At 71.1% G+C, this 24,351-nt stretch carries 14 protein-coding genes; 4 read left to right on the top strand and 10 right to left on the bottom strand.

The annotated features are described in order from the left end of the window. Position 1 precedes the first annotated feature (1 nt). From ACM0M4_RS03875 to pchR, 8 genes are all read right to left on the bottom strand, one after another. Positions 2-283, bottom strand: coding sequence for a protein FptB (locus tag ACM0M4_RS03875; protein WP_003107348.1), 282 nt, complete (start codon positions 281-283; stop codon positions 2-4). Further along, a complete protein-coding gene (fptA, locus tag ACM0M4_RS03870) occupies positions 283-2,445 on the bottom strand; it encodes a Fe(3+)-pyochelin receptor FptA (protein WP_003111969.1) in 2,163 nt (720 codons plus the stop codon). Before fptA ends, ACM0M4_RS03875 begins: the two co-directional genes overlap by 1 nt. Before the next feature lie 91 nt (positions 2,446-2,536). Then, the gene (gene pchI / locus ACM0M4_RS03865) at positions 2,537-4,261 is read right to left on the bottom strand and encodes an ABC transporter ATP-binding protein PchI (RefSeq protein WP_023120192.1); all 1,725 of its coding nucleotides are present in this window, start codon (positions 4,259-4,261) and stop codon (positions 2,537-2,539) included. Then, complete coding sequence (pchH, locus tag ACM0M4_RS03860) at positions 4,258-5,970, bottom strand: ABC transporter ATP-binding protein PchH (protein WP_054375757.1); 1,713 nt, start codon at positions 5,968-5,970, stop codon at positions 4,258-4,260. The genes pchI and pchH overlap by 4 nt, the downstream gene beginning before the upstream one ends. Next, positions 5,967-7,016: a pyochelin biosynthesis thiazoline reductase PchG gene (gene pchG, locus ACM0M4_RS03855; RefSeq protein ID WP_054375756.1), complete on the bottom strand. Its 1,050-nt coding sequence runs from the start codon at positions 7,014-7,016 to the stop codon at positions 5,967-5,969. The genes pchH and pchG overlap by 4 nt, the downstream gene beginning before the upstream one ends. Continuing rightward, complete coding sequence (gene pchF, locus ACM0M4_RS03850) at positions 7,013-12,442, bottom strand: pyochelin non-ribosomal peptide synthetase PchF (protein ID WP_221345485.1); 5,430 nt, start codon at positions 12,440-12,442, stop codon at positions 7,013-7,015. Before pchF ends, pchG begins: the two co-directional genes overlap by 4 nt. Continuing rightward, positions 12,439-16,755: a pyochelin non-ribosomal peptide synthetase PchE gene (pchE, locus tag ACM0M4_RS03845; protein ID WP_003123946.1), complete on the bottom strand. Its 4,317-nt coding sequence runs from the start codon at positions 16,753-16,755 to the stop codon at positions 12,439-12,441. Before pchE ends, pchF begins: the two co-directional genes overlap by 4 nt. 193 nt (positions 16,756-16,948) lie before the next feature. After that, positions 16,949-17,839: a pyochelin biosynthesis transcriptional regulator PchR gene (gene pchR, locus ACM0M4_RS03840; protein WP_003106955.1), complete on the bottom strand. Its 891-nt coding sequence runs from the start codon at positions 17,837-17,839 to the stop codon at positions 16,949-16,951. Positions 17,840-18,067: 228 nt separating this feature from the next. Here pchR and pchD point away from each other — a divergent pair, with 228 nt between their 5' ends. The 4 genes from pchD to pchA are packed head-to-tail and all read left to right on the top strand — an operon-like array spanning position 18,068 to position 22,195. Then, positions 18,068-19,711 carry a pyochelin biosynthesis salicyl-AMP ligase PchD gene (gene pchD, locus ACM0M4_RS03835; protein WP_019371421.1) on the top strand — a complete coding sequence of 548 codons (1,644 nt, stop codon included), beginning with the start codon at positions 18,068-18,070 and terminating at the stop codon, positions 19,709-19,711. Continuing rightward, positions 19,708-20,463 (top strand): pyochelin biosynthesis editing thioesterase PchC, encoded by a 756-nt coding sequence (gene pchC, locus ACM0M4_RS03830; RefSeq protein ID WP_019395825.1) that lies wholly within the window; start codon positions 19,708-19,710, stop codon positions 20,461-20,463. The genes pchD and pchC overlap by 4 nt, the downstream gene beginning before the upstream one ends. Next, a complete protein-coding gene (pchB, locus tag ACM0M4_RS03825; protein WP_003106950.1) occupies positions 20,463-20,768 on the top strand; it encodes an isochorismate lyase PchB in 306 nt (101 codons plus the stop codon). Before pchC ends, pchB begins: the two co-directional genes overlap by 1 nt. Continuing rightward, positions 20,765-22,195 (top strand): isochorismate synthase PchA, encoded by a 1,431-nt coding sequence (gene pchA / locus ACM0M4_RS03820; RefSeq protein ID WP_221345484.1) that lies wholly within the window; start codon positions 20,765-20,767, stop codon positions 22,193-22,195. The genes pchB and pchA overlap by 4 nt, the downstream gene beginning before the upstream one ends. Before the next feature lie 88 nt (positions 22,196-22,283). Here the strand turns inward: pchA and ssb are convergent, their stop codons facing one another. Further along, positions 22,284-22,781, bottom strand: coding sequence for a single-stranded DNA-binding protein (gene ssb, locus ACM0M4_RS03815; protein ID WP_003114685.1), 498 nt, complete (start codon positions 22,779-22,781; stop codon positions 22,284-22,286). Positions 22,782-22,797: 16 nt separating this feature from the next. Next, positions 22,798-24,186 (bottom strand): MFS transporter, encoded by a 1,389-nt coding sequence (locus ACM0M4_RS03810; protein ID WP_003103910.1) that lies wholly within the window; start codon positions 24,184-24,186, stop codon positions 22,798-22,800. Positions 24,187-24,351: the final 165 nt, after the last annotated feature.

The following is a 24,351-nucleotide window of genomic DNA, read 5'->3' as shown; positions in this document are numbered from 1 at the left end:
TTCAACCGCGCCCCGCCAGCAGCCACAACGCCAAGCCCAGTACCAGCAGGCTACCGCCCAGGCGCCAGGCGAAGTTGCCCGGACCACGCGCCAGCAACCCGCCGACAAGCAGCAACAAGCCCACCCCGAGCGCGCCGAAGAGCCCGGCGTAGAGACGCTCGAGCGGGTCGTCCAGGGGCAGCCCGCGAGTCAACAGATAGCCGCTGGCGGTCGCCGCCGCCAGGCTGCCGGCGAGCGCCAGCGGAACCCGCCAGGCCCAGCCGAAGCCCGACTGGCGCGGCATCAGAACGCGCCCCGCAGGCTGACGTTGAAGCTGCGCGGTTCGCCGTAGCGGTTGTTCCAGTTGGGGTTGGACAGGCTCTGGTAGTAGGTCCGGTCGAACAGGTTGTTGACGTTGACCGCCGCCGTCCAGTGCTCGTCGATCTTGTAGCCCAGGCGCATGTTGACCAGTGCGTAGCCGCCCTGGCGCATGCTCACGCCGCGGTAGTCGACGCTGTAGTCGCTCTGCGCCTGGAGTCCGCCGCCGACGCTCCAGCGCCGATCCTGCCAGGGCAGGTCGTAGTTGCTCCACAGGCGCAGCAGGTGCCTCGGGGTGAAGGTGGAGTAGCGCGTCCCCGAGTCGTTCTGGCTGTCCTTGAGGTACTCGGTGCTGGTGTAGGTGTAGCCGGCCGAGAGACTCCAGTAGGGCGTCAGGTAGCCAGTGCCTTCCAGCTCGAAGCCCTGGCTGCGCACCTTGCCGCCGCTGATGTAGAACGGATTGTTGGGCGGCCCCGGATGGTCCGGGTCTTCCTGCGGATTGTTCTCCAGGTCGATGCGGAACGCCGCCAGCGACAGGTTCAGGCGGCCGTCGGCCAGTTCGCCCTTGATCCCGGTTTCGTAGGTCTTGCCTTCCACCGGGCTCAGCGGCTCGCTGTTCCAGGTCTGGCGATCCGCCTGCGGCTGGTAGACCTCGGCGTAGCTGACATACCACGACCAGTCCCTGGCGAAGTCCCAGATCAGCCCGCCGTAGGGCGTGAACTGGCGACCGGGCTTGAAGCGGGTGGCCGGGGTGTCCTGGTCCCACCAGCTTTCGCGGCCGCCGACCACCAGGGTCAGCGGCTCGGCGAGCTTGATCCGGCCCAGGGCATAGAGGCCTTTCTGGGTGGTGGTGGTGGTGCCCGGCGAAGTGTACTGGCCGATCTGCGGGCGCGGCACGCCGTGCGGGTCCCAGCGGTAGACATTGACCGGGGTGTTCGGCAGGTTGAGGAAGCGTGCGGTGTCCTGGCGGGTCTCGCCCTGGGCGTAGGTGACCCCACCGAGCAGTTCGTGGGTCAGGCCGAACAGTCGCACCGGCCCATTGAGGTTGGCGTCGAGGCTGCGCTGGATGCTCTTGAACTTGTAGGCGGCGCCCATCAGCTGGCCACCGTCGCCGGTCTGCGGGTCGATGGCGCCGAAGGAGCCGGCGTAACGCAGGCGCGAATCGGCTTCCTGGTATTCGGCGCTGACCTTGCCTTTCCAGCCGCCGCCCAGTTGCTGTTCGAGGGAGCCGAAGGCGCGGTAGGTGTCCCACTTGAAGCGGTCCCAGTCGACATCGAGGTAGGTGTCGCGGGACAGTCCGAGATTGGACCCATCCTTGGCCATCGGTACCCCGGCCATGTTGGTGATCGAGTCGATGTGCTGGTATTGCGCACCGACGGTGAGCAGGGTGTCGGGGCTCAGGTCGAACTCGGTCACCCCGTAGAGCAGGCGGGTGCCCTGGTCGGCCACGTCGTAGAAGTAGTCGCGGTCCTCGTAGGCGGCCACCGCTCGGCCGCGCACGTTGCCGCTGGCGCTCAGCGGGCCGCCGACGTCGACCTCGGCGCGGTAGCGGTCCCAGCGCCCGGCGCTGAGGGTAGTGCTGGCGGCGAATTCGCGCTGCGGCCGCTTGCGCACCAGGTTGACGGTGGCCGCCGGGTTGCCGGTGCCATGCAGCAGTCCATTGGAGCCGCGAAGGATCTCGACCCGCTCGTAGATCGCCATGTCCTGCGGCGAACTGGCAGTATTGCCAAGCAGCGCCGGCACCCCGTCCAGCTCGAAGGAGTCGACCTTGAAGCCGCGCACGTAGTAGGCGGTGGTCAGCAGCTGGAACGGCTGCACGGTGACCCCGGTGGCCTGCTGCATGGCTTCGTCGAGGCTGAACAGATTCTGCTGTTCGAGGCGCTCATGGTCGATGACGCTGGCGGACTGCGGCAGCTCGCGCGGCTTGAGCGGCACCTTGCCCAGGGTAGTCACCCCCGGCGGCTGGGTGGCAGACGTGCTTTCTCCGCTGATCACCATGTCCGGCAGTTCCGTCTCGCCGTCCTTGCGCGCGTCGGCCACGGCCGCGGCCAGCGGACTCAGCGCCAGCAGCAGCCCCAGGCACAACGGGGTGTGCCGATTGCGGGCGATGCCCTGGCGTCCCTTGATCACCTTCGTCTCCGTTTTCATCGTTCGAACAGCCTCGGGGGATATACGATTTGATAATGCTTATCATTATGAAGAAATCGTCTCCGGGGCTTTTTCGATTGCCGGTCTTTCTCTATCGATCCACGACCGTCGCGGAACTTTCCTCGCCCGCCAGCCCGACGAAACCGGCATACCAGTCGTCCCGGACGAGCAGATCGGCGTGACGTCCGCTGAGGCGCAGGCGCCCCTCCTCCAGCAGCAGTACCTGGTCGGCCTGACGCGCCAGCGCCGGGCGGTGGGTCACTACCAGCAGGGTGCGCCGGCCGCGCAACCCGAGCAGGCTGCGCAGCACCTGCGCCTCGCTGGCGGCGTCGAGGCTGGCGGTGGGCTCGTCGAGCAGCAGCAACGGCGCCGTCGAGAGCAGCCCGCGAGCCAGGCACAGGCGTTGCCGCTGGCCGCCGGACAGCAGCGCGCCGCCGGGACCGACGTCGCTGTCCCAGCCCTGCGGCCAGGCCTCGATCTCTTCCAGCAGGCCAACCGCCCGCGCCGCCTCGCGCAGCGCTTCGAGATCGGCGTCCGCTCGCGCCATGCGCAGGTTCCAGGCAACGCTGCCGCGGAACAGGCCGTTGTCCTGGAACACCAGGTTGCGACTGGCGGCGAGGGTCGTTTCGCTCAACCGGCGGATATCCACGCCACCCAGCAGGACACACCCGGCGTCGGCGTCGTAGAGCCGCCCGAGCAGCGCCAGCAGGCTGCTCTTGCCGGCCCCGGAGGGTCCGACGAGGACGTTCAGCGAACCCGGCTCCAGCCTCAGGGAAATGTCCTCGAGCAAGGCGCGGCCATCTTCCAGACGCAATTCCACGGCCTCGGCCGCCAGGCTGGCGTCGTGCGGCCGCTCGCCCGGCTCTGGGCTGCGCAGCGGAGCCAGGGCGAAAACCCGCAGCAGGGTATCCAGCGCCTGCCAGGCGCCGCGCAACGCCTGGTCGAGATGGGTGAGCTGGGCCAGCGGCTCGATGAAGCGCACCAGCAGCACCAGCACGGCCACCAGCCGAGCGCCGTCCAGCCATTGCCGCTCCACCGCCCAGGCGCCGCCGAGCAGGGCGAAGGCGAACGCCGCCTGCACCGCCAGGGCGAAGCCGAGGCCGCTGGGCAGGCTGCGCCGCAACAGATCCAGGGTGCTGCGGTGGAGACTGCGCAAGGCCTCTTCCAGCCCCTGGCGGGCGACGCTTTCGCGCTGCGCCGCGCGCAGCAGCGGCTGGCGTTCGGCGAACGCCTGCAACTGCCGTGCAGCGTCGCGCTCGGCGGCCAGCCGGGCATCCTCCGCCGCCAGATTGCGCCGCCCGCTCCAGCGCAACAGCGCAGCGAGGACGGCACCGGCAAGGAGCAGGCCGAGGGCGATGGACGGGTCGATCAGGAACAGCCCGAGGATCACCCCGAGCGGCGTCACCAATGCGGCGATCAGCGGCCCCAGCAGGTGCGCCGGAATGCCCATCGCCTGCATCACCGGACCGCGCAGCAGGCCTTCGGCCGGCGCGACCCGGCGCAGCGCCGGCGGCGCCAGGCGCGGCAAGCGCGCCACCAGGCTGCGCACCAGTCCAGCCGCCAGCGAGCCGCCGGCGGCGAAACCGCGACGCAGGGCCAGGTACTGCAACAGCGCCTGCGCCAGGCTCAAGCCGAGCAACGCGGCGACCCAGCGCCAGGGCAACGCGCCTTCGGCGAACCAGGCCTCGACCAGCGGCACCAGCAATACGCCGCAAGCGGCGTCCAGCAGCGCCGCCAGGACCGCCCAGGCGCTCGCCCGGCGCAACGCGGCACGGCAGTCTTCGGGCAGCGCACGCATTCGTTCGAACAGGGTCATGCCGCCACCTCCGCGCCGTTCTGTTCACGCCACAAGCGCGCATAGGCGCCGTCCGCCGCCAACAGCGCCGCGTGCTCGCCGCGTTCGACCAGACGGCCAGCGACCAGCACCAGGATCAGGTCGGCATCGCTGACTTCGGCCAGACGATGGGCGACGATCACCCGGGTCCGGCCGCCGCCACGCTCGCGCAGGTTGCGCAGGACCTGCCGGGCGGTCTGCGGATCCAGCGCCGAGGTTGGCTCGTCGAGCAGCAACAGGCGCGCCGGCGATAGCAGCGCACGGGCCAGGGCCAGTCGTTGCAGTTCGCCGCCGGACAGTTGCAGGTCGCGTCCCGGCACGCTGTCGTAGCCACGCGGCAGGGCCATGATGCGCTCGTCGAGGCAGGCGTCACGGGCCGCCTGGCGAATCTCCTGGAGATCGGCATCGGGGCGGAACAGGGCGATGTTGTCGGCCAGGGATATCTCCAGCGCCGCCGCCTGCTGGCCGACCAGCGCGATATGCCGGTGGCGCACGGCATCGGGCATGTCCTTCAGTGCCAGGCCGCCAACCTCCAGTTCGCCGCGCTGCGCGTCCATGTAGCGCGCCAGCAGGTGCAGCAGGGTGCTCTTGCCGGAGCCCGAGGGACCGACCAGGGCCACCAGGCTGCCATCCTCCAGCTTCAGATCGATATCGGCCAGGACCTCCACGCCTTCATAGGCATGGCCCAGGCCGTGCAGCGCCACCGCGCCATCGACCGGCTCGCGGGTCAAGCGGCCCTCGGCCAACGGCGCCTGGTCGAACACCTGCTGCAGGCGCTCGGCGGCGGCGCGCGCGCCCAGCAGCGCGTCGCCGCCGTGGCCGAGCGCCTGTACCGGGGCGGCCAGGGCCCGCAACAGGAGCAGGAAGGCGCAGGCCTGGCCGAGCGCCAGCGGCACGCCGAGGGCATCCAGGGCCAGCGCGCCGAGCAGGACCCAGGCCAGCAGCCAGGGCGTCGACAACTGCACGTAGACCAGCGCGGCGAGGTGGCCGACCCGCTTCACCCAGGCGCCGAACGCTTCGCCGAAGGCCGCCGCCGACGCCTCGGCGCCCTGTTGTATGCCGGCGCCGGGGTACTGTCGGGCCAGCAGCAGGTTGTGGGCGAATTCGCCATAGTCCGCCGAGAGCCTTTCCAGCGCGGCGTTGCGCCGCAGCACCAGGTCGCGATAGCGCGCCGAGCGCAGCAGCAGGAAGCCGGCGGCGGCCAGCACCAGCGGCAGCAGGCAGAACAGCAGCAGCCAGGGGTGCAGCCAGGCCAGCCAGAGCAACGCGACGAGCGGCACCACCAACAGGTTGCTGAGATCGTTGGGAGCGTGCGCGATCAGTTGGTGCAGGGCCCGCACGTCCTGCTCCACGAGGCGCGCCACGCCGTCCGGGCCCTGGCGACCGAACCAGTCCAGCGGCAGCCGTTGCAGGTGCGCCAGCAGGCGCAGGCGCAGGTCGTTGCAGAGGTCCGCGTCGACCCGGTGGGCCAGGTGCGCGGCCAGCGCCTGGCAGCCCAGCCAGGCCAGCACCGCCAGCAGCACCAGGGCCAGCAGGGCCGGCTGCGCCTGGCCGCGCGCCAGCGGCTCGGCGAGCCAGGCGAGAAGCATCCAGGGCAACAGCGAGCAGAGCCCGGCCAGGGCCTGCAACCCCATGGCCGCCGCCAGCCGCCAGCGATAGGTGCGCAGCAGGCGCCACAGCACCGGGGTCACGAGGCTTGCTCCAGCACCTGTTCCAGGCTCGCCGGCGCCAGCGACGCCGGCGGCGCCTCAGGGAAGCCAAGGCACTCGCCGATCCGCTGCCACAGGGCGGCGACCTCCAGGCTGCGTTGGTTGCGCCGACGCACCTCGTCGCCGTCGGCGAGCAGCGCCAGCGCCTCGGCCGCCGCCGCCGGCCACAGGCGCTGGTGCACCTGGGCCCAGCTGCACGGTTCGGCATACCAGAGCTGGGCGCTGGGCAGCGGTTCGCCGGCTATCTCGTCGAACAGCGCGAACAGGCCGTCGTCATCCCCTGCCGGTACCGCCACCGCAGGCGTCCACAGCAACGGGCCATGGGGGCTGAGCAGGCTCAGCGTGCCGCGATCGGTGGTCAGGCTGACGCGCTGCAACAAGGTCATGCGCCCGTCGTCGGCGGCCGCCAGTTCGTTGAGCACGAGCAGGCTCAACGGCACTTCCGCCAACACCAGGGACAGCCCGCGCATCGCCGACAGGTCGTTCGAGGGCGACTCCAGCGACCAGGGGCCAACGCCCTCCAGCAACGCGGCGAGGATGTCCAGGGTGGCGAAACCGACCTGCACCCCGCAGGCCGCGTCCAGGTGGCGGATGCCGCGCCGGCGATGCAACTGGCGGCCCAGCTCGATGAAACGCGCCACCGCCGGCAACTGCGGATAGAAGGTGTTGAGCAGGCAGCGCCGGCCCAGGCGCTCGGCGCTGCGCAGCAGGTCCTGCCATTCGCGCGGCAGCAACGGATGCTCGATCAGCACGTCGATGCCACGCGCCATCAGCGCCTCGGCCAGCGCCGGGCCCTGCTCGCCGCGTGCCGCGCCGCCGACCGCGACGCAGGCCAGGCGGACATCGTCCGGCAACGCCTCGACCTCGCACCAGGTCTCCACCCCGAGGCGCTCGGCCAACGCCCGCGAACGCCGGCTGCCCTGGCCAAGGATGCCGCGCAGGACGAAGCGCGGATCGGCGGCGACGCCGGCGGCATAGAACTGGCCGAACCGGGAACCGGCGACCACCACGGAACGGACGTCGCTCATCGGCTCGCCTCCTCTGGCATGGGTTTCGACAAGAATTGCGCCAGGGCTTCGCCCAGGCAGTCGAAGTGCCCGCCGGGCACCTCGTGGATGCCGCACGCGCCAAGCGCGGCGGCCCGCCATTGGGTCTCCAGGGCCTCGGCGTAGCGCGGCACCAATGGGTTGCCGGCGTCCGGCACGAACAGCCGCAGCGCGCCGACGTAGGGCTCCGGCGCCTCGGCCTGGCTGGCACGCACCGAGTGACAGAACAGCCGGTAGAGGGTGTCGCGTTCGACGCTGGCGGCGTCGGCGCTACCGCTGGCCGCCTGTAGCACGCGGCCGCGCAGGGCGACGAGATCGGCCAGGCCCGGTAGCCCCGCCAGCGCCTCGGCGCCCAGGCGCTTCGGTGTCTGCGCGAGCGCCGCCTGCACCGCCTGGCCGAGACGTTCCGGCGCGGGGAAGCCGAGCGCCGCGGTATCCAGGCCGAGGGTCGCGGCGAAGCTGAACAACAGCAGGCGCTCGTCGTCCACCCGGTAGAGAATCCGGTAGCTGGAGACGATATCCAGTTGGCGCACGCGCACCCCGCGCTGGATCAGGGACTTGGCGGTCTCCAGGGCGACCAGCCCGCCGGAGCAGTAGCCGAGCAGGTCGACCTCGCGCAGCCCGGCGCCATGGAGCGCCTCGGCGTAGCGGCGGCCGAGGCAGGCGTTGAGATGCTCGGCGGGGATCGCCAGGTAGGCGTCGCTGTCATGCACGGCCAGCCCCAGCAACGGCCGCCCCTCACCCAGGGCGCGAAGCAGCGGGCGGTACGGCAGCAGCGTGCCGAGGCCTTCGTGGACCAGCACCCGCGGCACGCCCTCGCCGGGCACCAGGCGCACCAGCGGGTCGAGCGCCACCGCGCCCTCGGCGAGCGGTGCGCGCGACATGCCGGCCTGCGCCGGGGCGACGCCGCGCGCCGCGGCCAGGGCTGGCCCACGGCCCTCTTCCGGCGCGCTGCGCAGGCGTTCGGCCAGGCCGCGCGGCGTCGGCTGGCTGAGCGCCCAGCGTAGCAGGCGATCGAACGGATGCCGGCGGGCGCTTTCCAGTCGTTCGCGCAAACGGGCGATCAACTGGGCGATCAACAGCGAGTCGCCGCCAGCCCCGAAGAAGTCTTGCTCGACGCCCAGCGACGGGTTGTCCAGCACCTCCCGCCAGAGTGCCAGCAGCGCATTCTCCAGTTCGTCGGCCGGTGCCTGCGCGACGCCATGCCGAAGGTCCGCCTGGGGCTGGCGGGCAAAGCCGGTCAGGGCCTTGCGGTCGATCTTGCCGTTGCCGGTGACCGGCAGGCGTTCGAGCACGCGCAACTGCGCCGGAAGCATGTAGCGCGGCACCCGCGCTTCGACGAAGGCCAGCAGCTCGGCCGGCTCCAGGCGGGCGCGGTCGGTCTTGCAGCGAGCCAGCAGGACATCGTAGCCAAGCAGGTCGAGAGCGCTGCCCGGCGGCACCACCCCGCAAGCCAGGTCGCCACCCTGTGCCGCCAGCCACTCCAGCCATTGCCCGGTGTGGACGAACAGTTGGCGGCGCTCGTCGCGGAGGTCGCTCGGGTTTTCCATCATCAGGCTCTGGCTGACGCTGATCTCGTTGTGCTCGCGCGTCAGTTCCTGGATCACCAGCCAGGCGTCGGCGCTCAGCAACTCGCGCAGGCCGGCCAGCAGCGCCGGGGTGTCCAGCGCGTTGTTCAAGGCCCCGGAGCTGAGCAGGATATCCACCGAGTGCGGCGCCACGCCCTGGTCGAGAAGATCGCCGTTCATGTCGAAGCGGCCGAAGCGTACCCACGGCTGGTCGGCGAAGCGCTCGCGGGCGGCGGCGAGGAAGTAGCTGGAAACGTCGGTGAACAGGTAGTCCACCTCCGCCCCTCGCTGCACCAGCGGCGCCAACCGGGCGATCACCGCGCGGCTGGCGGCGGCGGTGCCGGCGCCAAGCTCCAGCAGGCGCCAGCGCCGTTGCGGCTGGCGCTCGACGATGGCGGCGATGGCCTCGGCCATCGCCTCGTGCAGCGCCTGGGCATGCAGGCCCTGGCTGTACATGGCCTCGGCGATGCGCGCCGAGCCCTGCGGGAACATCAGCGCCGCCGGGCTGATCCGCCCGGCCAGTTGCTCGCCGAGGGATTGCGCGCTGTCACGCAGGTAGGCGACCAGCTCGGCCGGCCAGAGCGCCGCCGGCGCGCAGCCGGCGAACGCCGTCCAGGCGTCCTCCGGACTCTGCGCGGGACGCTCGGCGCAGCCCAGCCAGCCCTCGCCCTCGGCGCGCAGGTAGCCGCCCTCCTCCAGCTGGCGCAACCAGTGGCGCACCAGGCGCTGGCGCGCCTCGGCGATACCCAGGCGCTGGCACAGGGTGGCGAAGTCCAGCGGCGTCGCACTGGCGAACAGACCGCTGCCGGCCAGCCAGGCGGCCAACGAGGCGAGGCAGGCACGGTCGAGTGCGGCCACCGCCGCGGCGATGCCCTCCTCGCTGCCCCAGTCGCGGCGCAAGGCCTGGGCCGCCCGCTGGCGCACCGCGTCGAGCGCCGTACGCGGATCCTCGCCAGCCTCCGCCGGCGCATGCAGGGTGACGAAGCTGGCCAGGCTGCGCTCGTGGGTCTCGCCGAGCACCACGGTGGCCGCCAGGTTGACCTGCGGATGGGCGCACAGCGCGGCGTCCAGCTCGGCCAGTTCGATGCGGTGGCCGCGAATCTTCACCTGGTCGTCCTCGCGACCGAGGAACTCGATGCTGCCGTCGGCCAGGTAGCGGCCGAGGTCGCCGGTGCGATACAGGCGACGGCCATCGGGATGACGGACGAAGCGTTCGGCGGTGCGCTGCGGATCGCCGGCGTAGCCGAGCGCCAGGCCCACCCCGCCGATATGGATCTCGCCGCGCACGCCCGGCGGGCAGCGCCGCCCGCGGGCATCCAGGACTTCCACGCTCTGCCCGCGCAGGGCGCGGCCATAAGGGATGCTGGCCAGCTCGGTGTGCTGCGGGCGGATCGGCTGCTCGATCGACCAGATCGCCGCCTCGGTGGCGCCGCCCAGGCTGAACAGCGCGCTGTCCGGCCAGCGCCGCCACCAGCGGGTCGGCAGGCTGACCGGAATCCAGTCACCGGACCAGAGCACGCAGCGCGGTCCCGGCAGGTGGCGTTGCGGCTCGCTCTCCAGGTAATCGATGAGCATCTGGCCCTGGGCCGGCACCGAGTTCCACAGGGTGATGGCGTGGCGTTCCAGCAGTTCCGCCCAATGCGAAGGATCGCTGCCGCGCGCCGGGTCCGGCAGGACCACCTGGGCCCCCATCGCGGTGGCGCCGAAGAAGTCGTAGACCGAGAGGTCGAAGCTCAGCTCGGCGAGGCCGAGGACGCGGTCGTTGGCGTCGACGCCGTAGCGCTGGTTGATGTCGAGCAGCGTGTTGCTCACCGCTGCATGGCTGAGCATCACGCCCTTGGGCGTGCCGGTGGAGCCGGAGGTGTAGATCACGTAGGCGAGGTCGTCCGCCGCCACCTCCGCCGCGGGCGGTGGCGGCCAGGCGCTGTCGGCGGCCAGCCGGTCGATGGCCACGCAGGCGCAGCCGACGTCCGGGACATCGCTTTCCAGGCAGACCAGCGCGACCACTTCGGCGCTGGCGAGGATCGCCTGGCGCCGCAGCGGCGGCTGGCGGATGTCCACCGGCACATAGGCCGCACCGGCCTGGAGGATGCCGATCACCGCGACCAATTGCGCGGCGCTTTTCGGCAGCATCACCGCGACCCGCCGGCCACGGCCCGCGCCGTGCGCTTCCAGGACGCGGCGCAGGGCGCTGGCGTGCTGGGCGACCTGGCGGTAGCTGTAGCTGCCGGCGGCATCGTGGATCACCGTGGCGTCGGGGGTCAGCAGGGCACGCTCGGCGAAACCGGCGGCGATGCTCCGGGCACTACCGGGCAACGCCTGCGGCGGCGCCTCGACGGGTTCCGTGGCATCGCCGTCGGTCCAGGCGCGCGGGCTCTGCGCCAGGCGCCGGAGCAGCCCGACGAAGTCGTCGAACATGGCTTCCGCCTGGCCCTCGGGGAACAACCCGAGGCGTACGTCCCAGCCGATCTCCAGGCCGCCGAACTGGTCGGTGACCTGGCAGTCCAGCCAGACCTGCGGGGTCTGGCTGATCATGTAGCGTGGCGCGCGCGGCGCCTCGCCATCGCCGAGCAGGCGCTGCACGCTGCCGATACCACTGGTGAACACCACCGGCATCAGGTCGGCGCCGCGACCGCGCCGGCGCGCCAGTTCGCGCAGCAGGTCGACGCCGCTGAAGGTCGGGTGGTCGAGGTCGTCGAACATCTGCTCGCCGATGCGTCGAGCACGCTCGACGAAACTGTCGCCGTGGCGGCTGTCCACCGCCAGCAGGCTGAGCGCGGTGAAGTCACCGAGCACCTGCGCCAGCTGCGGATGCAGCGGCGGCCGGTTGAGTACCGTCAGGTTGAGACAGAACGCCGGTGCCTGGCTCCAGCGACCGATGGTCTCGGCGAAGGCCGCCAGGGCCACGCCGGCAGCGCTCAGGCCGTGTTCGCCGGCGCGCGCGCCGAGCGCCTGCCAGGCGGCCTCGTCGAGGCGCGCGTGGAAGTGCCGGAAGCGCGTGGACCGGGTGTCCGGCTGCGCCCGCAGCGGCAGGTCGGGACGCCCCGGTAGCGCGTCGAGACGCGCCAGCCACCAGTCGCGGTCGCGCTGCCAGGCTGGCGACTGGCGTCGGCGCTGCTCGACGCCGACATAGTCGCGGAAGGTCGCCTCCAGCGGTTCCGCCGTCCATTGCGGATCGAGATAGCGGCGGCGCCATTCGCCAAGCAGCAATTGCAGGCTGGCGTAGTCGACCAGGGTGAAATCCACCGAGCAGTGCAGTACGCAGGCATCCCGGCCGATACTCAGCTCGGGGCGCAGGACCGGCCACTGGTCGAGCGCCGCGCAGGCGTGGCCGAGGCGTTCGCGGACCCGCTCCAGGTGCGCCTGGAAAGCGGCCTCGTCGAGCCCCGCGCAGGCATGCACGGTCAGCCGCTGCCAGGGCACCTCGGGCAGCACGCGCTGCCAGGCGTTGTCCTCGATCACCGCGCGCAGCATCGGGTGGCGCTCGACCATGGCGTTCCAGGCCGCCTCCAGGCGCGCCGGATCGGTGTCGACCGGCCAGTCGTACTCGGCGTACAGCTGGCAGGCGTTACCGCCGTAGTCGAAGGCCGCCTGGCGGCCCAGCACGTAGGCGGCCTGCACCGGGGTCAATGGGAAGCGCTGGTGGGCCAGGTCGGGTTCGGCGCGCCAGCCAGGGCCGCCTTCCAGGTGTTCCAGCAGGGCCTCGCGCTCGGCCCGCAGGCGCTCGGCGAGGCCGGCGTCGAGGGCGCCCTGGGGGGCGCGATAGCGCAGGCGGCCCGCCTCGCTCCAGAGTTCGATGCGCCGGCTGCGGCAGGTTTCCAGCAGTTCGCCGAGGCTCATAGCACGCCCTCTTCCAGTTGGGTTTCCTCGATTTCGACGGTCTGCGCCTGCAAGTGGCGGGCAAGACCGGCCAGGGTCGGCTGGCGATAGAAGTCGGCCATGCCCAGGCGTACGCCGAAACGCTCACGTATGCCGGCCAGCAGGCGGGTCGCCAGCAGGCTGTCGCCGCCGAGGCTGAAGAAGCTCGCCTCGCGACGACGCACCGGGCGTTTGAGAACCGCTTCCCAGCACTCGGCCAGCGCTTGCTCATGGGCTTCCAGCGGCTCCTCCGCCGAGGGCTCGTGACGACACTCGCCGAGTGCGCGGGTCATGCTCTCGGCCAGGCGGCGACGATCGACCTTGCCATTGCCGTTCAACGGCAGGCTTGGCAGGCACCACAGGCGTTCGGGCCGCATCGCCTGGGGCAGGCGTTGCTCCAGGCCGGCCTGGAGCGCGGCGGCGTCGAGCCCGAGTCCCGGCGCCAGCGCCTCGACCAGGGCGAGCCGTTCGCTGCGCCACAGGCAACGCGGCGCCAGTCCCGCAGCGGCGAGATCGGCCAACAGGCTCGGCAACTCCGCCAGGCGCAGCGGCCGGTCGTCGAGCAAGGCCGCACCGAGCAGCGCCAGTGGCGACTCGCATAGCAGGTCCACCAGCAACAGGCGGCCCTGCGGGCGCAGCAGCGCCGCCGCCAGCGCCAGGCCTTCGCGGCTGGCCTCGTAGGCGTGCAGCGCGGCGAAGCTGATCACCCGGTCGTAGCGACCGAGGTGCTCGGCAGGTAGCAGGCCGTCGTCCAGCGCCTGCACCACGATCCGTTCCGGCAAGCGGGTGGCGGCGGCGTCGAGGAGGACGCGGCTGCGTTCGAAGAGGGTCAGTTCCAGCCCCGGGCGCAACAGCGAGGCCATGCCCTGGTCGAGCCAGAGCCCGGCGCGGGTATCCAGCACCGCCACCCGCAGGCGTTCGCCGGCAGCCGGCGTCGGCAGCGCTTCGAGCAGGCGCGCCAGGGCCTCGCGGCCGTCCGGCAGGCGCGCGGCCACCGCCTGCGGCGCCAGCCAGGGATCGAGGAGCAGCGCGGCCGGCGCCTGTTCGCCGGCGAGCAGGCCGCGCAGAGCGTTGCCCATCGCGGTCAGCCCCGCGGCCTGCCAGCCGAGCCGGCGCAACGCCTCGTCGAGCGACGGCAGCGCGCTGGCGGCGGAGTCCGCTAGCCAGTCCAGCCAGCGCCGGCGCAAACCGTCGTCTAGCTCCAGCGGCGCCTCCAGCAGCGCGCCGAGGATTTCCCGGGTGAGTACCGCCTCGGCCTCTGCCAGGCCGGCGAAGGGCTGTGCGGCCGGTAGTTCCATGGAGCCTTCGGCCCGTGGCGCCAGGCGCGGTACCAGCACCGCGCCGAGGCTCGCCACGCCACCGCCGAGCACCGCCGCGCAGGCGCTCTCCACGCCAGCCTGGGCGCACAGCGCGGCCTCCACCTCGCCCAACTCGATGCGCTGGCCGCGCACTTTCACCTGCTGGTCGACCCGACCGAGGAATTCCAGGGTACCGTCGCCCCAGTAGCGACCGCGATCGCCGGTGCGATACCAGCGGCCCTGGGCATCGTGGACGAAGCGCCGGGCGCTGAGTTCGGGATCGTTGCGATAGCCGCGGGCCAGGCTGGCGCCGCCGATCCACAGCTCGCCGACCACCAGGTCCGGCACGTCGCGCCCGTGGGTGTCGACCACCCGGTAGGCCTGTCCCGGCAATGGCCGGCCGTAGGGAATCGAACGCCAGTGCGGCGGCACCGTATCGACGCTCTGCAGGTTCGACCAGATGCCCGCTTCGGTAGCGCCACCCAGCACATGCAGGCGGCAGCCTTCGGCACAACGTGGGCGCAGGCGGCCGGGCAGGTCCAGGGCCACCCAGTCGCCGGACAGCAGCACCGCCCGCAGACTGCGATAGTCGGCCTGGCTCGCCGGCAGGCTGAGGGCCATCTCCAGCAAGGCCGGCGCCGAGTTCCACAGGCTCACCGCATGCCGCTGGATAGCCTCCGCCCAGGCAGCGGCATCGCGCGCCTGTTCCTGGGCCGGCAGGACCAGGCTGGCACCGGCGCCGAGGCCGCCGAACAGGTCGAAGACCGACAGATCGAAGTCCAGCGCGGAGACCGCCAGCAAGCGATCCGATGCGTTCACCCGCAGCAGGTCGAGCAGCGCGTCGATGGTATTGATCGCCGCCGCGTGGCTGACCTCGACGCCCTTGGGCACCCCGGTGGAGCCCGAGGTGTAGATCACATAGGCACTCGCCTGCGGCGCCAGCGGCACGGGGGCGGCCAGCGCCGGGCCGCGCAGCAGGCGCTGGACATCCAGGCGCGGCGGCAAGGCCTGCGGATCGTCCTCCTCGGTGATCGCCAGGCATACCCCGGCGGCCTCTTCGATCAGGCGCCGCCGTGCGGGCGGCTGGTCGATGTCCAGCGGCACGTAGCAGGCGCCTGCGGCGAGCACGCCGAATACCGCCGCGACCTGCTGCGGTCCGCGCGGCAGGCTGACCTCGACCGCGTCGCCAGGGCGCACCCCGGCTTCGCGCAGGCCGCCGGCGATGCGCAGCGCACGCTCGGCCAGTTCGCCGCGGGTGACACGTTGGTCGCGATAGAGCAGCGCGTCGGCATCCGGCGCCTCGGCGGCGCGAAGGAAGAAGTCGCGATGCAGGGTGCGCGCCGTGGCGCATGCCGGCTGGCCGTTGAGCAGGGCCCGGCGCGCCTGCTGCGCCCAGGGCAACGGCAGATCGGCGGGCTGCTCCCAGGCGCTGTCGCAGAGACGCTGGAGCAGCCCCACGTAGGCTTCGAACATGGTTTCCGGCAGGCCTTCGGGGAACAGGCCGACGACGCTGTCCCAGGCCAGCAGGATACCGTCGCCCACCCGGTAGAGCTGGTGGTCGAGCCAGACCTGCGGGGTCTGCGAGAGCATGTCGTGGAGATCGCCGAAAGCGTCGCGGAAGGCCGCCGGGACGAAGCCCTCCTCGCCCAGGTTGCTGGCGAACACCACCGGCGCCGAGCGTGGCTGGCCCTGCCGGCGCGCCTCGCGGAGCACCTCCAGGGCGGGGAATGCGGCGTGGTCGATGGCTCCGTGGAGGTTGCGCTGGAAGCTCTTCACCGCCTCGGCGAAGGACACCCCGGCCTGCATCCGGCACTCCAGCAGCAACAGGGTGGTGAAGTCGGCGATCACCTCGCCGATACGCGGGTCGTCGGCATGCCGATCGAACAACGGCACGTTGAGGAGAAATTCCGCGCTTTCGCTCCAGCGCGCCAGGACCAGCGCGAAGGCGCAGCCGAACACGCTGGACAAGGTCACGCCATGCTGCGCGGCAAGACGCTCCAGGCGCCGGCTCTCGCCGGCGGAAAGCTGGAATGCCAGGCGCCGGGTGCGCGGCTGGCGGATGCTTTCCGGCGCGCAGGCCAACGGCAGGGCCGGCGCGTCCGGCAAGCGCGGCAGGCGTTCCAGCCAGTAGTCGCGGGCCCGCGCCGCGGCCTCGGCGCGTTGCGCCGCACGGTGCGCCAGGTAGTCGGCGAAATGCAGCGCCGGCGGCTCCGCCAGGCGCTCCGGCGCCAGGTAGGCAACGCCCAGTTCGGCCAGCAGCAGGCGCAGGCTTTCGACATCGGCGGCAAGCAGGTCGAGACTCAGCCAGAGGCGATCCTCGCCGCCCGGCATGCGCACCAGCCCGAGCAGGAACACCTGGCCGCGCTCCACCGCCAGGCATTCATGGGCGCGCCAGTCGCGCAGCGCCTGCCAGTCGCGCTCGGCCTCGTCCACCTGCAAGGTGCGCCAGTCCTGCAGGTCGAAGCAGGACAGCGGCGGCGTCGGAAGGATCTGCTGGCGACCGTCGAGGAAGCGCGCCCGCAACATCGGGTGGCGTTGACGCACGCACTCCGCCGCCGCGGCCAGGCGCTGCGGGTCGACATCCCGCGCGCGGAATTCCAGGAAGGCATGGCAGCTGACGTTGCCCAGCACCTCGCCGGCGCCACGTCCCAGCCAGTAGGCCTGCTGCACGGAAGACAGCTCGAACGGCTGATCGCGATCCTGCGCCGTCGGCAGCGCGACCGTTGCCGGGGCGGACAGCCGGTCCGCGCAGGCCAGCAGGTCGAGCCAGGCCCCCAGGCAGGGGCGCTGCGCCAACTGGGCGAAGTCCAGCGTCGAGCCACGCGCGCGCAGGCGTTCCTGCAGGTACATCAGGCGGATCGAGTCGAGGCCGCAGCCCAGCAGGTCGTCGTCGTCCGCCAGGGCGCGCACGTCGGCAAGCGGTTCACCGAGCAGGTCGGCGAGCTGCTCGGTCAGCCAGTCGCGCAGGGCGGTACGGGAATCGGGGGGCAGATCCATGGGGGCTCCCTAGGGCAAGCATCTGAGGTCGGTTGCCAGTTCCTGGCAACGATTATCAAATGCGACCTTATCTCACTTGCCTGGGAGGCCTGGCCGGCAATGCTTTAGACAGCCGGACTGTTTCGTTAGATGCAGCGTCATCCCGCAGCGGCGACACCCCTCCCGTGGCCGGGTCGGGGGTCGTCGCGGAGACTCAGCGGATCTCGCTGGGGGAGATGCCGTAGCGCTTGCGGAAAGCGATGGAGAAATGCGCCGGGCTGTAGCCCACCCGGTAGGCCACCGTGGAGACGTTCGCCTCTTCGTCGCAGAGCATCCGGTGCGCCTCGCGCAGGCGGTATTCCTGCAGGTAGCCGAATACGCTGGCGCCGAACACCTTGCGAAAGCCGGCGGTCAGCTTGCGCGGGTTCATGCCCACGCGGCTGGCCAGCGTGTCCAGCGACGGCGGCTCCTGCAAGGCGCCGACCAGCAGGTCGCGGGCGGCGTGGATGCGCTCGACCTCCGAGCAGGTGATGCGCGGCTCCTCGACGGGGCGCCCCTCGCCGGAAAGGAACTGTGCGCTGAGCGCGGCCAACTCCAGGGCCTTGCCGCCGAGGTAGAGATCGCGGGTCGGACCGAGCATCTGGCAGGTGGCGATCTGCGAGGCCAACGCCTGCATCGCCCGCGGCGCCGGGCAGCTCATGATTCGCGGATCGCCGCCGGGGCGGCGTATCAGTTGCTCGGGCAGCCAGCCGAGGCGGCTGTCCAGGGCTTCGACGCCGAGCTGGACGATGGTGTAGCGCAACGGCTTGTCGGTGCCGTAGATCTGCGCCGAGGTGAAGTCGCCATCGTTGGCGATGGTGCACAGGCTCGGCCCCTCGATGAGGTGCTCGGGCTGGCCGGGAATCCGGCAGCGCAACTGGCCGCTCTGCACGAGGATCAGGCGCAGGCCGCGCTCCAGCGGTTCCTCGAACCAGTCCTCGCTGGCCGAACAGAAGGTTCCGGTCACCAGCTTCATGTTCGGATCGATGTGCGCGACGCCGGGCCGGTTGCCCGGTGCCGGCGCGGCGGCATCGGCCTGTGGCGGAGCAATGATGGTGATGGTCATCAGGTTTTCCTGTAGCCCGGGCGCTGCCGACGCGGCGACGCCTTCCTGGATACGTGGGGGCAGGGGACTTTTTAGCGGAGATGGACAAAGCGCCCTGCACTCCGCCCCTGCAGCGAATGAAAAAGCCCCGCAATCGAAAGGCGCGGGCTTGCGCGGTCCCTGCCGCCCGCCAATGATAATAAATCTCATTTCCCAGCAATGGCAATCGACCGCATCCACGGAGATCGCATGACTTCCTCGCCCGTCACCCCATCGGCCGTCGACGACGCCCCCGACTGGCCCGCCGCCTTCGTCCGCCGCTATCTCGACGCCGGCCACTGGCAGGACCAGAGCTTCGCCGAAGCCCTGGCCACCAGCGCCGCGCGCCATCCGCGGCGGATCGCGCTCTGCGACGACGACCAGCGGCTCAGCTATGCCGACCTGCTCCAGCGCTGCCGCCGCCTGGCAGCCGGACTGCGCCAGGCCGGCCTCGCACATGGCGACACGGTAGTGCTGCACCTGCCCAACGGCATCGCCTTCGTCGAGACCTGCTTCGCCCTGTTCCAGCTCGGCGTACGCCCGGTGCTCGCCCTCCCCGCCCATCGCCAGCATGAGATCAGCGGTTTCTGTCGCTTCGCCGAGGCCAAGGCCTACATCGGCGCCGAACGGATCGACGGCTTCGACCCACGGCCGATGGCCCGTGAGCTGCTCGCCAGCGGCGCCTGCCGGATGGCGCTGATCCACGGCGAGGCCGAGGCGCCGCTGCAAGCGCTGGCACCGCTGTACCAGGCCGACGCGCTGGAAGACTGCGCCGCCCGCGCCGAGGATATCGCCTGCTTCCAGTTGTCCGGCGGCACCACCGGCACGCCGAAGCTGATTCCCCGGCGTCATCGCGAGTATCTCTACAACGTCCGCGCCAGCGCCGAGGTCTGCGGCTTCGACGAGCACACGGTGTACCTCACCGGCTTGCCGATGGCGCACAACTTCACTCTCTGCTGCCCCGGAGTGATCGGCACGCTGCTGGCCGGCGGCCGCGTGGTGGTCAGCCAGCGCGCCGATCCCGAGCATTGCTTCGCCCTGATCGCCCGTGAACGGGTCACCCACACCGCCCTGGTACCGCCGCTGGCGATGCTCTGGCTGGATGCCCAGGAAAGCCGCCGCGCCGATCTATCCAGCCTGCGTCTGCTCCAGGTCGGCGGCTCCAGGCTCGGCAGCAGTGCCGCGCAACGCGTCGAACCGGTGCTCGGCTGCCAGTTGCAACAGGTGCTGGGAATGGCCGAGGGGCTGATCTGCTACACCCGCCTGGACGATCCGCCCGAACGCGTGCTGCATACCCAGGGTCGGCCGCTGTCGCCGGACGACGAAGTGCGGGTGGTCGACGCCGAGGGCCGCGAGGTCGGCCCCGGCGAGGTGGGCGAACTGACCGTGCGCGGTCCCTACACCATCCGCGGCTACTACCGCCTGCCCGAACACAACGCCAAGGCCTTCAGCGCGGACGGCTTCTACCGCACCGGCGACCGGGTCAGCCGCGACAAGGACGGCTACCTGGTGGTGGAGGGCCGCGACAAGGACCAGATCAACCGCGGCGGCGAGAAGATCGCCGCGGAAGAGGTGGAGAACCTGCTGATAGCCCATCCGCAGGTGCACGACGCCACCGTCGTGGCGATGCCCGACAGCCTGCTCGGCGAGCGCACCTGCGCCTTCGTCATCCCGCGCCAACCGGCGCCCTCGGCGCTGAAGCTGAAGCAATACCTGCACGCCTGCGGGCTGGCCGCGTTCAAGGTGCCGGACCGCATCGAGCTGGTCCCGGCCTTCCCCCAGACCGGCATCGGCAAGATCAGCAAGAAGGACCTGCGCGAGCGCCTGCGCCGCGAGCTGGAGGCCCGCGCATGAGCGCCGCCTGGGTCCGGCCGTTCCGCCTGACGCCGATGCCGCGCCTGCGCCTGGCCTGCTTCCCCCATGCAGGCGGAAGCGCCAGCTTCTTCCGTAGCTGGAGCGAACGCCTGCCACCAGACATCGACCTGCTTGCCCTGCAGTACCCGGGTCGCGAGGACCGCTTCAACGAGGCGCCGGCCACCCGCCTGGAGGACCTCGCCGACGGCGCCGCCCTCGCCCTGCGCGATTTCGCCGACGCGCCCCTGGCGCTGTTCGGCCACAGTCTCGGCGCGGCGCTGGCCTACGAAACCGCCCTGCGCCTGGAAAGCGCCGGCGCGCCGCTGCGCCACCTGTTCGTCTCCGCCCATCCGGCACCGCACCGGCAACGCGGCGGCGCGTTGCACCGCGGCGACGAGGCGGCGCTGCTGGAGGACGTCCGCCGCCAGGGTGGCGCCAGCGAGCTACTCGAGGACGCCGACCTGCGCGCGCTGTTCCTGCCGATCCTGCGCGCCGACTACCAGGCGATCGAGACCTACCGACGGGCGCAGCCCATCGCCCTGGCCTGCGCCCTCGACGTCCTCCTCGGCGAGCACGACGAGGAAGTCAGCGCCGCCGAGGCGCAGGCCTGGAGCGACGCCAGCCGGACTCCCGCCAGGCTGCGGCGCTTTCCTGGCGGCCACTTCTACCTGAGCGAGGGGCGCGACGCGGTGATCGAGCACCTGCTGCACCGCCTCGCACATCCCGACGCCCTTTCCCGAGAGGTTGCATGATGAAAACTCCCGAAGACTGCACCGGCCTGGCGGACATCCGCGAGGCCATCGACCGGATCGACCTGGATATCGTCCAGGCCCTCGGCCGCCGCATGGACTACGTCAAGGCGGCGTCGCGCTTCAAGGCCAGCGAGGCGGCGATTCCGGCGCCCGAGCGGGTCGCCGCGATGCTCCCCGAGCGCGCCCGCTGGGCCGAGGAAAACGGACTCGACGCGCCCTTCGTCGAGGGACTGTTCGCGCAGATCATCCACTGGTACATCGCCGAGCAGATCAAGTACTGGCGCCAGACACGGGGTGCCGCATGAGCCGGCTGGCGCCCCTGAGCCAGTGCCTGCACGCCTTGCGCGGCACCTTCGAGCGCGCCATCGGCCAGGCGCAGGCGCTCGATCGTCCGGTGCTGGTGGCGGCATCGTTCGAGATCGCCCCATTGGACCCGCTGCAGGTATTCGGTGCCTGGGACGACCGGCAAACGCCCTGCCTGTACTGGGAACAGCCCGAGCTGGCGTTCTTCGCCTGGGGCAGCGCCCTGGAGCTGCAAGGCCACGGCGAACAGCGCTTCGCCCGGATCGAGGAAAACTGGCAATTGCTCTGCGCCGACGCCGTGGTCGAGGGCCCGCTGGCGCCGCGCCTGTGCGGCGGATTCCGCTTCGATCCACGCGGCCCGCGCGAGGAACACTGGCAAGCCTTCGCCGATGCCAGCCTGATGCTCGCCGGCATCACCGTGCTGCGCGAGGGCGAACGCTACCGGGTACTCTGCCAACACCTGGCCAAGCCCGGCGAAGATGCCCTGGCCCTGGCCGCCTACCACTGCTCGGCGCTACTGCGCCTGAGGCAGCCGGCCAGACGCCGGCCCTCGGGGCCGACCGCTGGCGCGCAGGGCGACGCTTCGGCGCAGGAGCGCAGGCAATGGGAAGCCAAGGTGAGCGACGCGGTAAGCAGTGTCCGCCAGGGACGCTTCGGCAAGGTCGTGCTGGCCCGCACCCAGGCCCGGCCTCTCGGCGACATCGAGCCGTGGCAGGTCATCGAACACCTGCGTCTGCAACATGCCGACGCCCAGCTGTTCGCCTGTCGCCGCGGCAACGCCTGCTTCCTCGGCGCCTCCCCGGAACGCCTGGTCCGCATTCGCGCCGGCGAGGCACTCACCCATGCCCTGGCCGGGACCATCGCCCGCGGCGGCGATGCCCAGGAAGATGCGCGGCTCGGACAGGCCCTGCTGGACAGCGCCAAGGACAGGCACGAACACCAGTTGGTGGTGGAGGCGATCCGTACGGCCCTGGAACCCTTCAGCGAGGTGCTGGAAATCCCCGATGCGCCCGGTCTGAAACGACTGGCGCGAGTCCAGCACCTGAACACGCCGATCCGCGCCCGCCTCGCTGACGCAGGCGGCATCCTGCGGCTGCTGCAGGCGCTGCATCCGACCCCCGCGGTGGGCGGCTACCCACGCAGCGCGGCGCTGGACTACATCCGCCAGCACGAAGGGATGGACCGCGGCTGGTACGCCGCGCCGCTGGGCTGGCTCGACGGCGAAGGCAACGGCGATTTCCTGGTGGCGCTGCGCTCGGCCCTGCTCACGCCGGGCCGGGGCTACCTGTTCGCCGGCTGCGGTCTGGTAGGCGATTCGGAACCGGCCCACGAGTATCGCGAAACCTGCCTTAAGCTCAGTGCCATGCGGGAAGCTCTATCCGCCATAGGCGGCCTGGACGAAGTGCCCTTGCAGCGCGGCGTCGCCTGAAAACGAAGACCCCCTGCGGCCCGAGGGCGGCAGGGGGGCTTCGAAGGTCTGCCCGTGGCGCGGACGGGCCGCGCCGCAAGGGCGTCGCTTAGAACGGAATGTCGTCGTCGAAGCTGTCGTAGTCCTGGGCCGGTTGCGGCGCCGGTTGCTGCTGCGGGGCCGGACGCGACTGCTGCTGCGGGGCCTGCTGCGGGCGCTGCATGGGCTCGCGCGGGGCGCGCTGCGAATCGTCGCCGGAGGGGCGGCCGCCGAGCAACTGCATGTTGCCGTTGATGTCGACCACGATCTCGGTGGTGTAGCGATCCTGACCGTCCTGGCCCTGCCACTTGCGGGTGCGCAGGCTGCCTTCGACGTAGACCTGGGAACCCTTGCGCAGGTACTCGCCGGCGATCTCCGCCAGGCGGCCGAAGAACACCACGCGGTGCCATTCGGTGCGCTCCTGTTGCTGGCCGGTCTGCTTGTCCTTCCAGCTCTCGCTGGTGGCGAGGGTGATGTTGGTCACCGCATTGCCGTTGGGCATGTAGCGGGTTTCCGGGTCACCACCGACGTTACCAACCAGAATGACTTTGTTAACCCCACGGGCCATGACGTTCTCCTAAGGTTCAGCATCCGCCCGGCGCGGCCTGGGCCAGGCGCTCGAGGGCGGTGCGATCCACTTGTTGGGTATCCACTTTGACATAGGCGGCGGCCTCCTCGGCCACCACCACGGCGTCTGCCACACCGGGCAACGCCCTGAATCGCTGGACCAGCACCGCGTCCTGCAGCGCGGCGGGCGCGAGCGGCAGGCGAATGCTGGTCACATAAGGCGGTTCGCGCATGGTAACAGCAATCGCCAGCCAGAGGGCAGCGAGCACCGCGCATCCGATGAACACCATGCTCAGCCCGCCGTGCTGGAACATCCAGCCGCCGAGGATGCCGCCCAGCGCCGCGCCGAGGAACTGGCTGGTGGAATACACCCCCATCGCCGTGCCCTTGCCGCCGGCCGGCGAGACCTTGCTGACCAGCGACGGCAGCGAGGCTTCGAGCAGGTTGAAGGCAGTGAAGAACACCACCGTGCCGACCACCAGCATGGCCAGGCTGTGACCGAAGACCAGGAAGAACAGTTCGCAGGCCAGCAGGGTCGCCACCGCGCCGGTCAGCACGCGCTTCATGCGACGCTTCTTCTCGGCGTAGATGATGAACGGCACCATGCCGAAGAAACCGACCAGCAGCGCGGTCAGGTAGACCCACCAGTGCTGCTCCTTGGGCAGGCCCCCCTCGTGCACCAGTGCCAGCGGCAAGGCGACGAAGCTGGCCATGAGGATGGCGTGGAGGATCAGGATGCCGGCGTCCAGGCGCAGCAGGTCGCCGTGCTTCAGGGTCGGCAGCAGGGCCTGGCGCGCCACGCTGGATTCGCGGTGCTGGGTCATGTGGTCCGGCTGCGGGACGAAGAACAGGATCAGCAGCAGGCCGACCAGCGCCATCCCGGCGGTGAACCAGAACAGCCCATGCAGGCCGAACAGATGGGTCAGCACCGGGCCGAGCACCATGGCCACGGCGAAGGAGACGCCGATGCTCATGCCGATCATCGCCATCGCCTTGGTCCGGTGCTGCTCGCGGGTGAGGTCGGAGAGCAGCGCCATCACCGCCGCCGAGATCGCCCCGGCGCCCTGCAGGACGCGGCCGGCGATCACCCCCCAGATGGAGTCGGCATTGGCCGCGAGGGCCGCGCCGGCGGCGAAGATCAGCAGCCCGACGACGATCACCGGGCGCCGGCCGATGCGGTCGGAAATGGTCCCGAAGGGAATCTGCAGGATCGCCTGGGTCAGGCCATAGGCGCCGATGGCCAGGCCGATCAGCGCCGGGGTCGCGCCGGCCAGGTCCTGGCCGTAGGTGGCCAGCACCGGCAGGACCATGAACATGCCGAGCATGCGGAAGGCGAATACCAGTGACAGCCCGACGGCCGCTCGCGTTTCGGTACCGCTCATCCGCTCAGTATGTGAGTCGTGCATAACACCCTCATGGAAGAAACCGCTGCAGGGCAAGGCCTCATGCCCCTGCCGATGGCGCCGCCGCCCGCTCCTGGGCGGCCGGGGCAATGCCCGCGCCGGAAAAATGCCGCGCATTCTACCAGTCCGCCCCCTCGCGGCACAGGCGCGCCACTTTGCCGCGCGCTA

It is taken from the genome of Pseudomonas sp. 18-147, from assembly GCF_051048045.1.
Lineage (GTDB): Bacteria > Pseudomonadota > Gammaproteobacteria > Pseudomonadales > Pseudomonadaceae > Pseudomonas > Pseudomonas aeruginosa.
This window is presented reverse-complemented; position numbering and strand designations above follow the sequence as displayed.

Excerpts from the sequence above, each read along its gene's own strand:
- ACM0M4_RS03875 (WP_003107348.1), bottom strand. The coding sequence starts at position 283 with ATGCCGCGCCAGTCGGGCTTCGGCTGGGCCTGGCGGGTTCCGCTGGCG.
- fptA (WP_003111969.1), bottom strand. The coding sequence starts at position 2,445 with ATGAAAACGGAGACGAAGGTGATCAAGGGACGCCAGGGCATCGCCCGC.
- pchI (WP_023120192.1), bottom strand. The coding sequence starts at position 4,261 with ATGACCCTGTTCGAACGAATGCGTGCGCTGCCCGAAGACTGCCGTGCC.
- pchG (WP_054375756.1), bottom strand. The coding sequence starts at position 7,016 with ATGAGCGACGTCCGTTCCGTGGTGGTCGCCGGTTCCCGGTTCGGCCAG.
- pchF (WP_221345485.1), bottom strand. The coding sequence starts at position 12,442 with ATGAGCCTCGGCGAACTGCTGGAAACCTGCCGCAGCCGGCGCATCGAA.
- pchE (WP_003123946.1), bottom strand. The coding sequence starts at position 16,755 with ATGGATCTGCCCCCCGATTCCCGTACCGCCCTGCGCGACTGGCTGACC.
- pchR (WP_003106955.1), bottom strand. The coding sequence starts at position 17,839 with ATGACCATCACCATCATTGCTCCGCCACAGGCCGATGCCGCCGCGCCG.
- pchD (WP_019371421.1), top strand. The coding sequence starts at position 18,068 with ATGACTTCCTCGCCCGTCACCCCATCGGCCGTCGACGACGCCCCCGAC.
- pchC (WP_019395825.1), top strand. The coding sequence starts at position 19,708 with ATGAGCGCCGCCTGGGTCCGGCCGTTCCGCCTGACGCCGATGCCGCGC.
- pchB (WP_003106950.1), top strand. The coding sequence starts at position 20,463 with ATGAAAACTCCCGAAGACTGCACCGGCCTGGCGGACATCCGCGAGGCC.
- pchA (WP_221345484.1), top strand. The coding sequence starts at position 20,765 with ATGAGCCGGCTGGCGCCCCTGAGCCAGTGCCTGCACGCCTTGCGCGGC.
- ssb (WP_003114685.1), bottom strand. The coding sequence starts at position 22,781 with ATGGCCCGTGGGGTTAACAAAGTCATTCTGGTTGGTAACGTCGGTGGT.
- ACM0M4_RS03810 (WP_003103910.1), bottom strand. The coding sequence starts at position 24,186 with ATGCACGACTCACATACTGAGCGGATGAGCGGTACCGAAACGCGAGCG.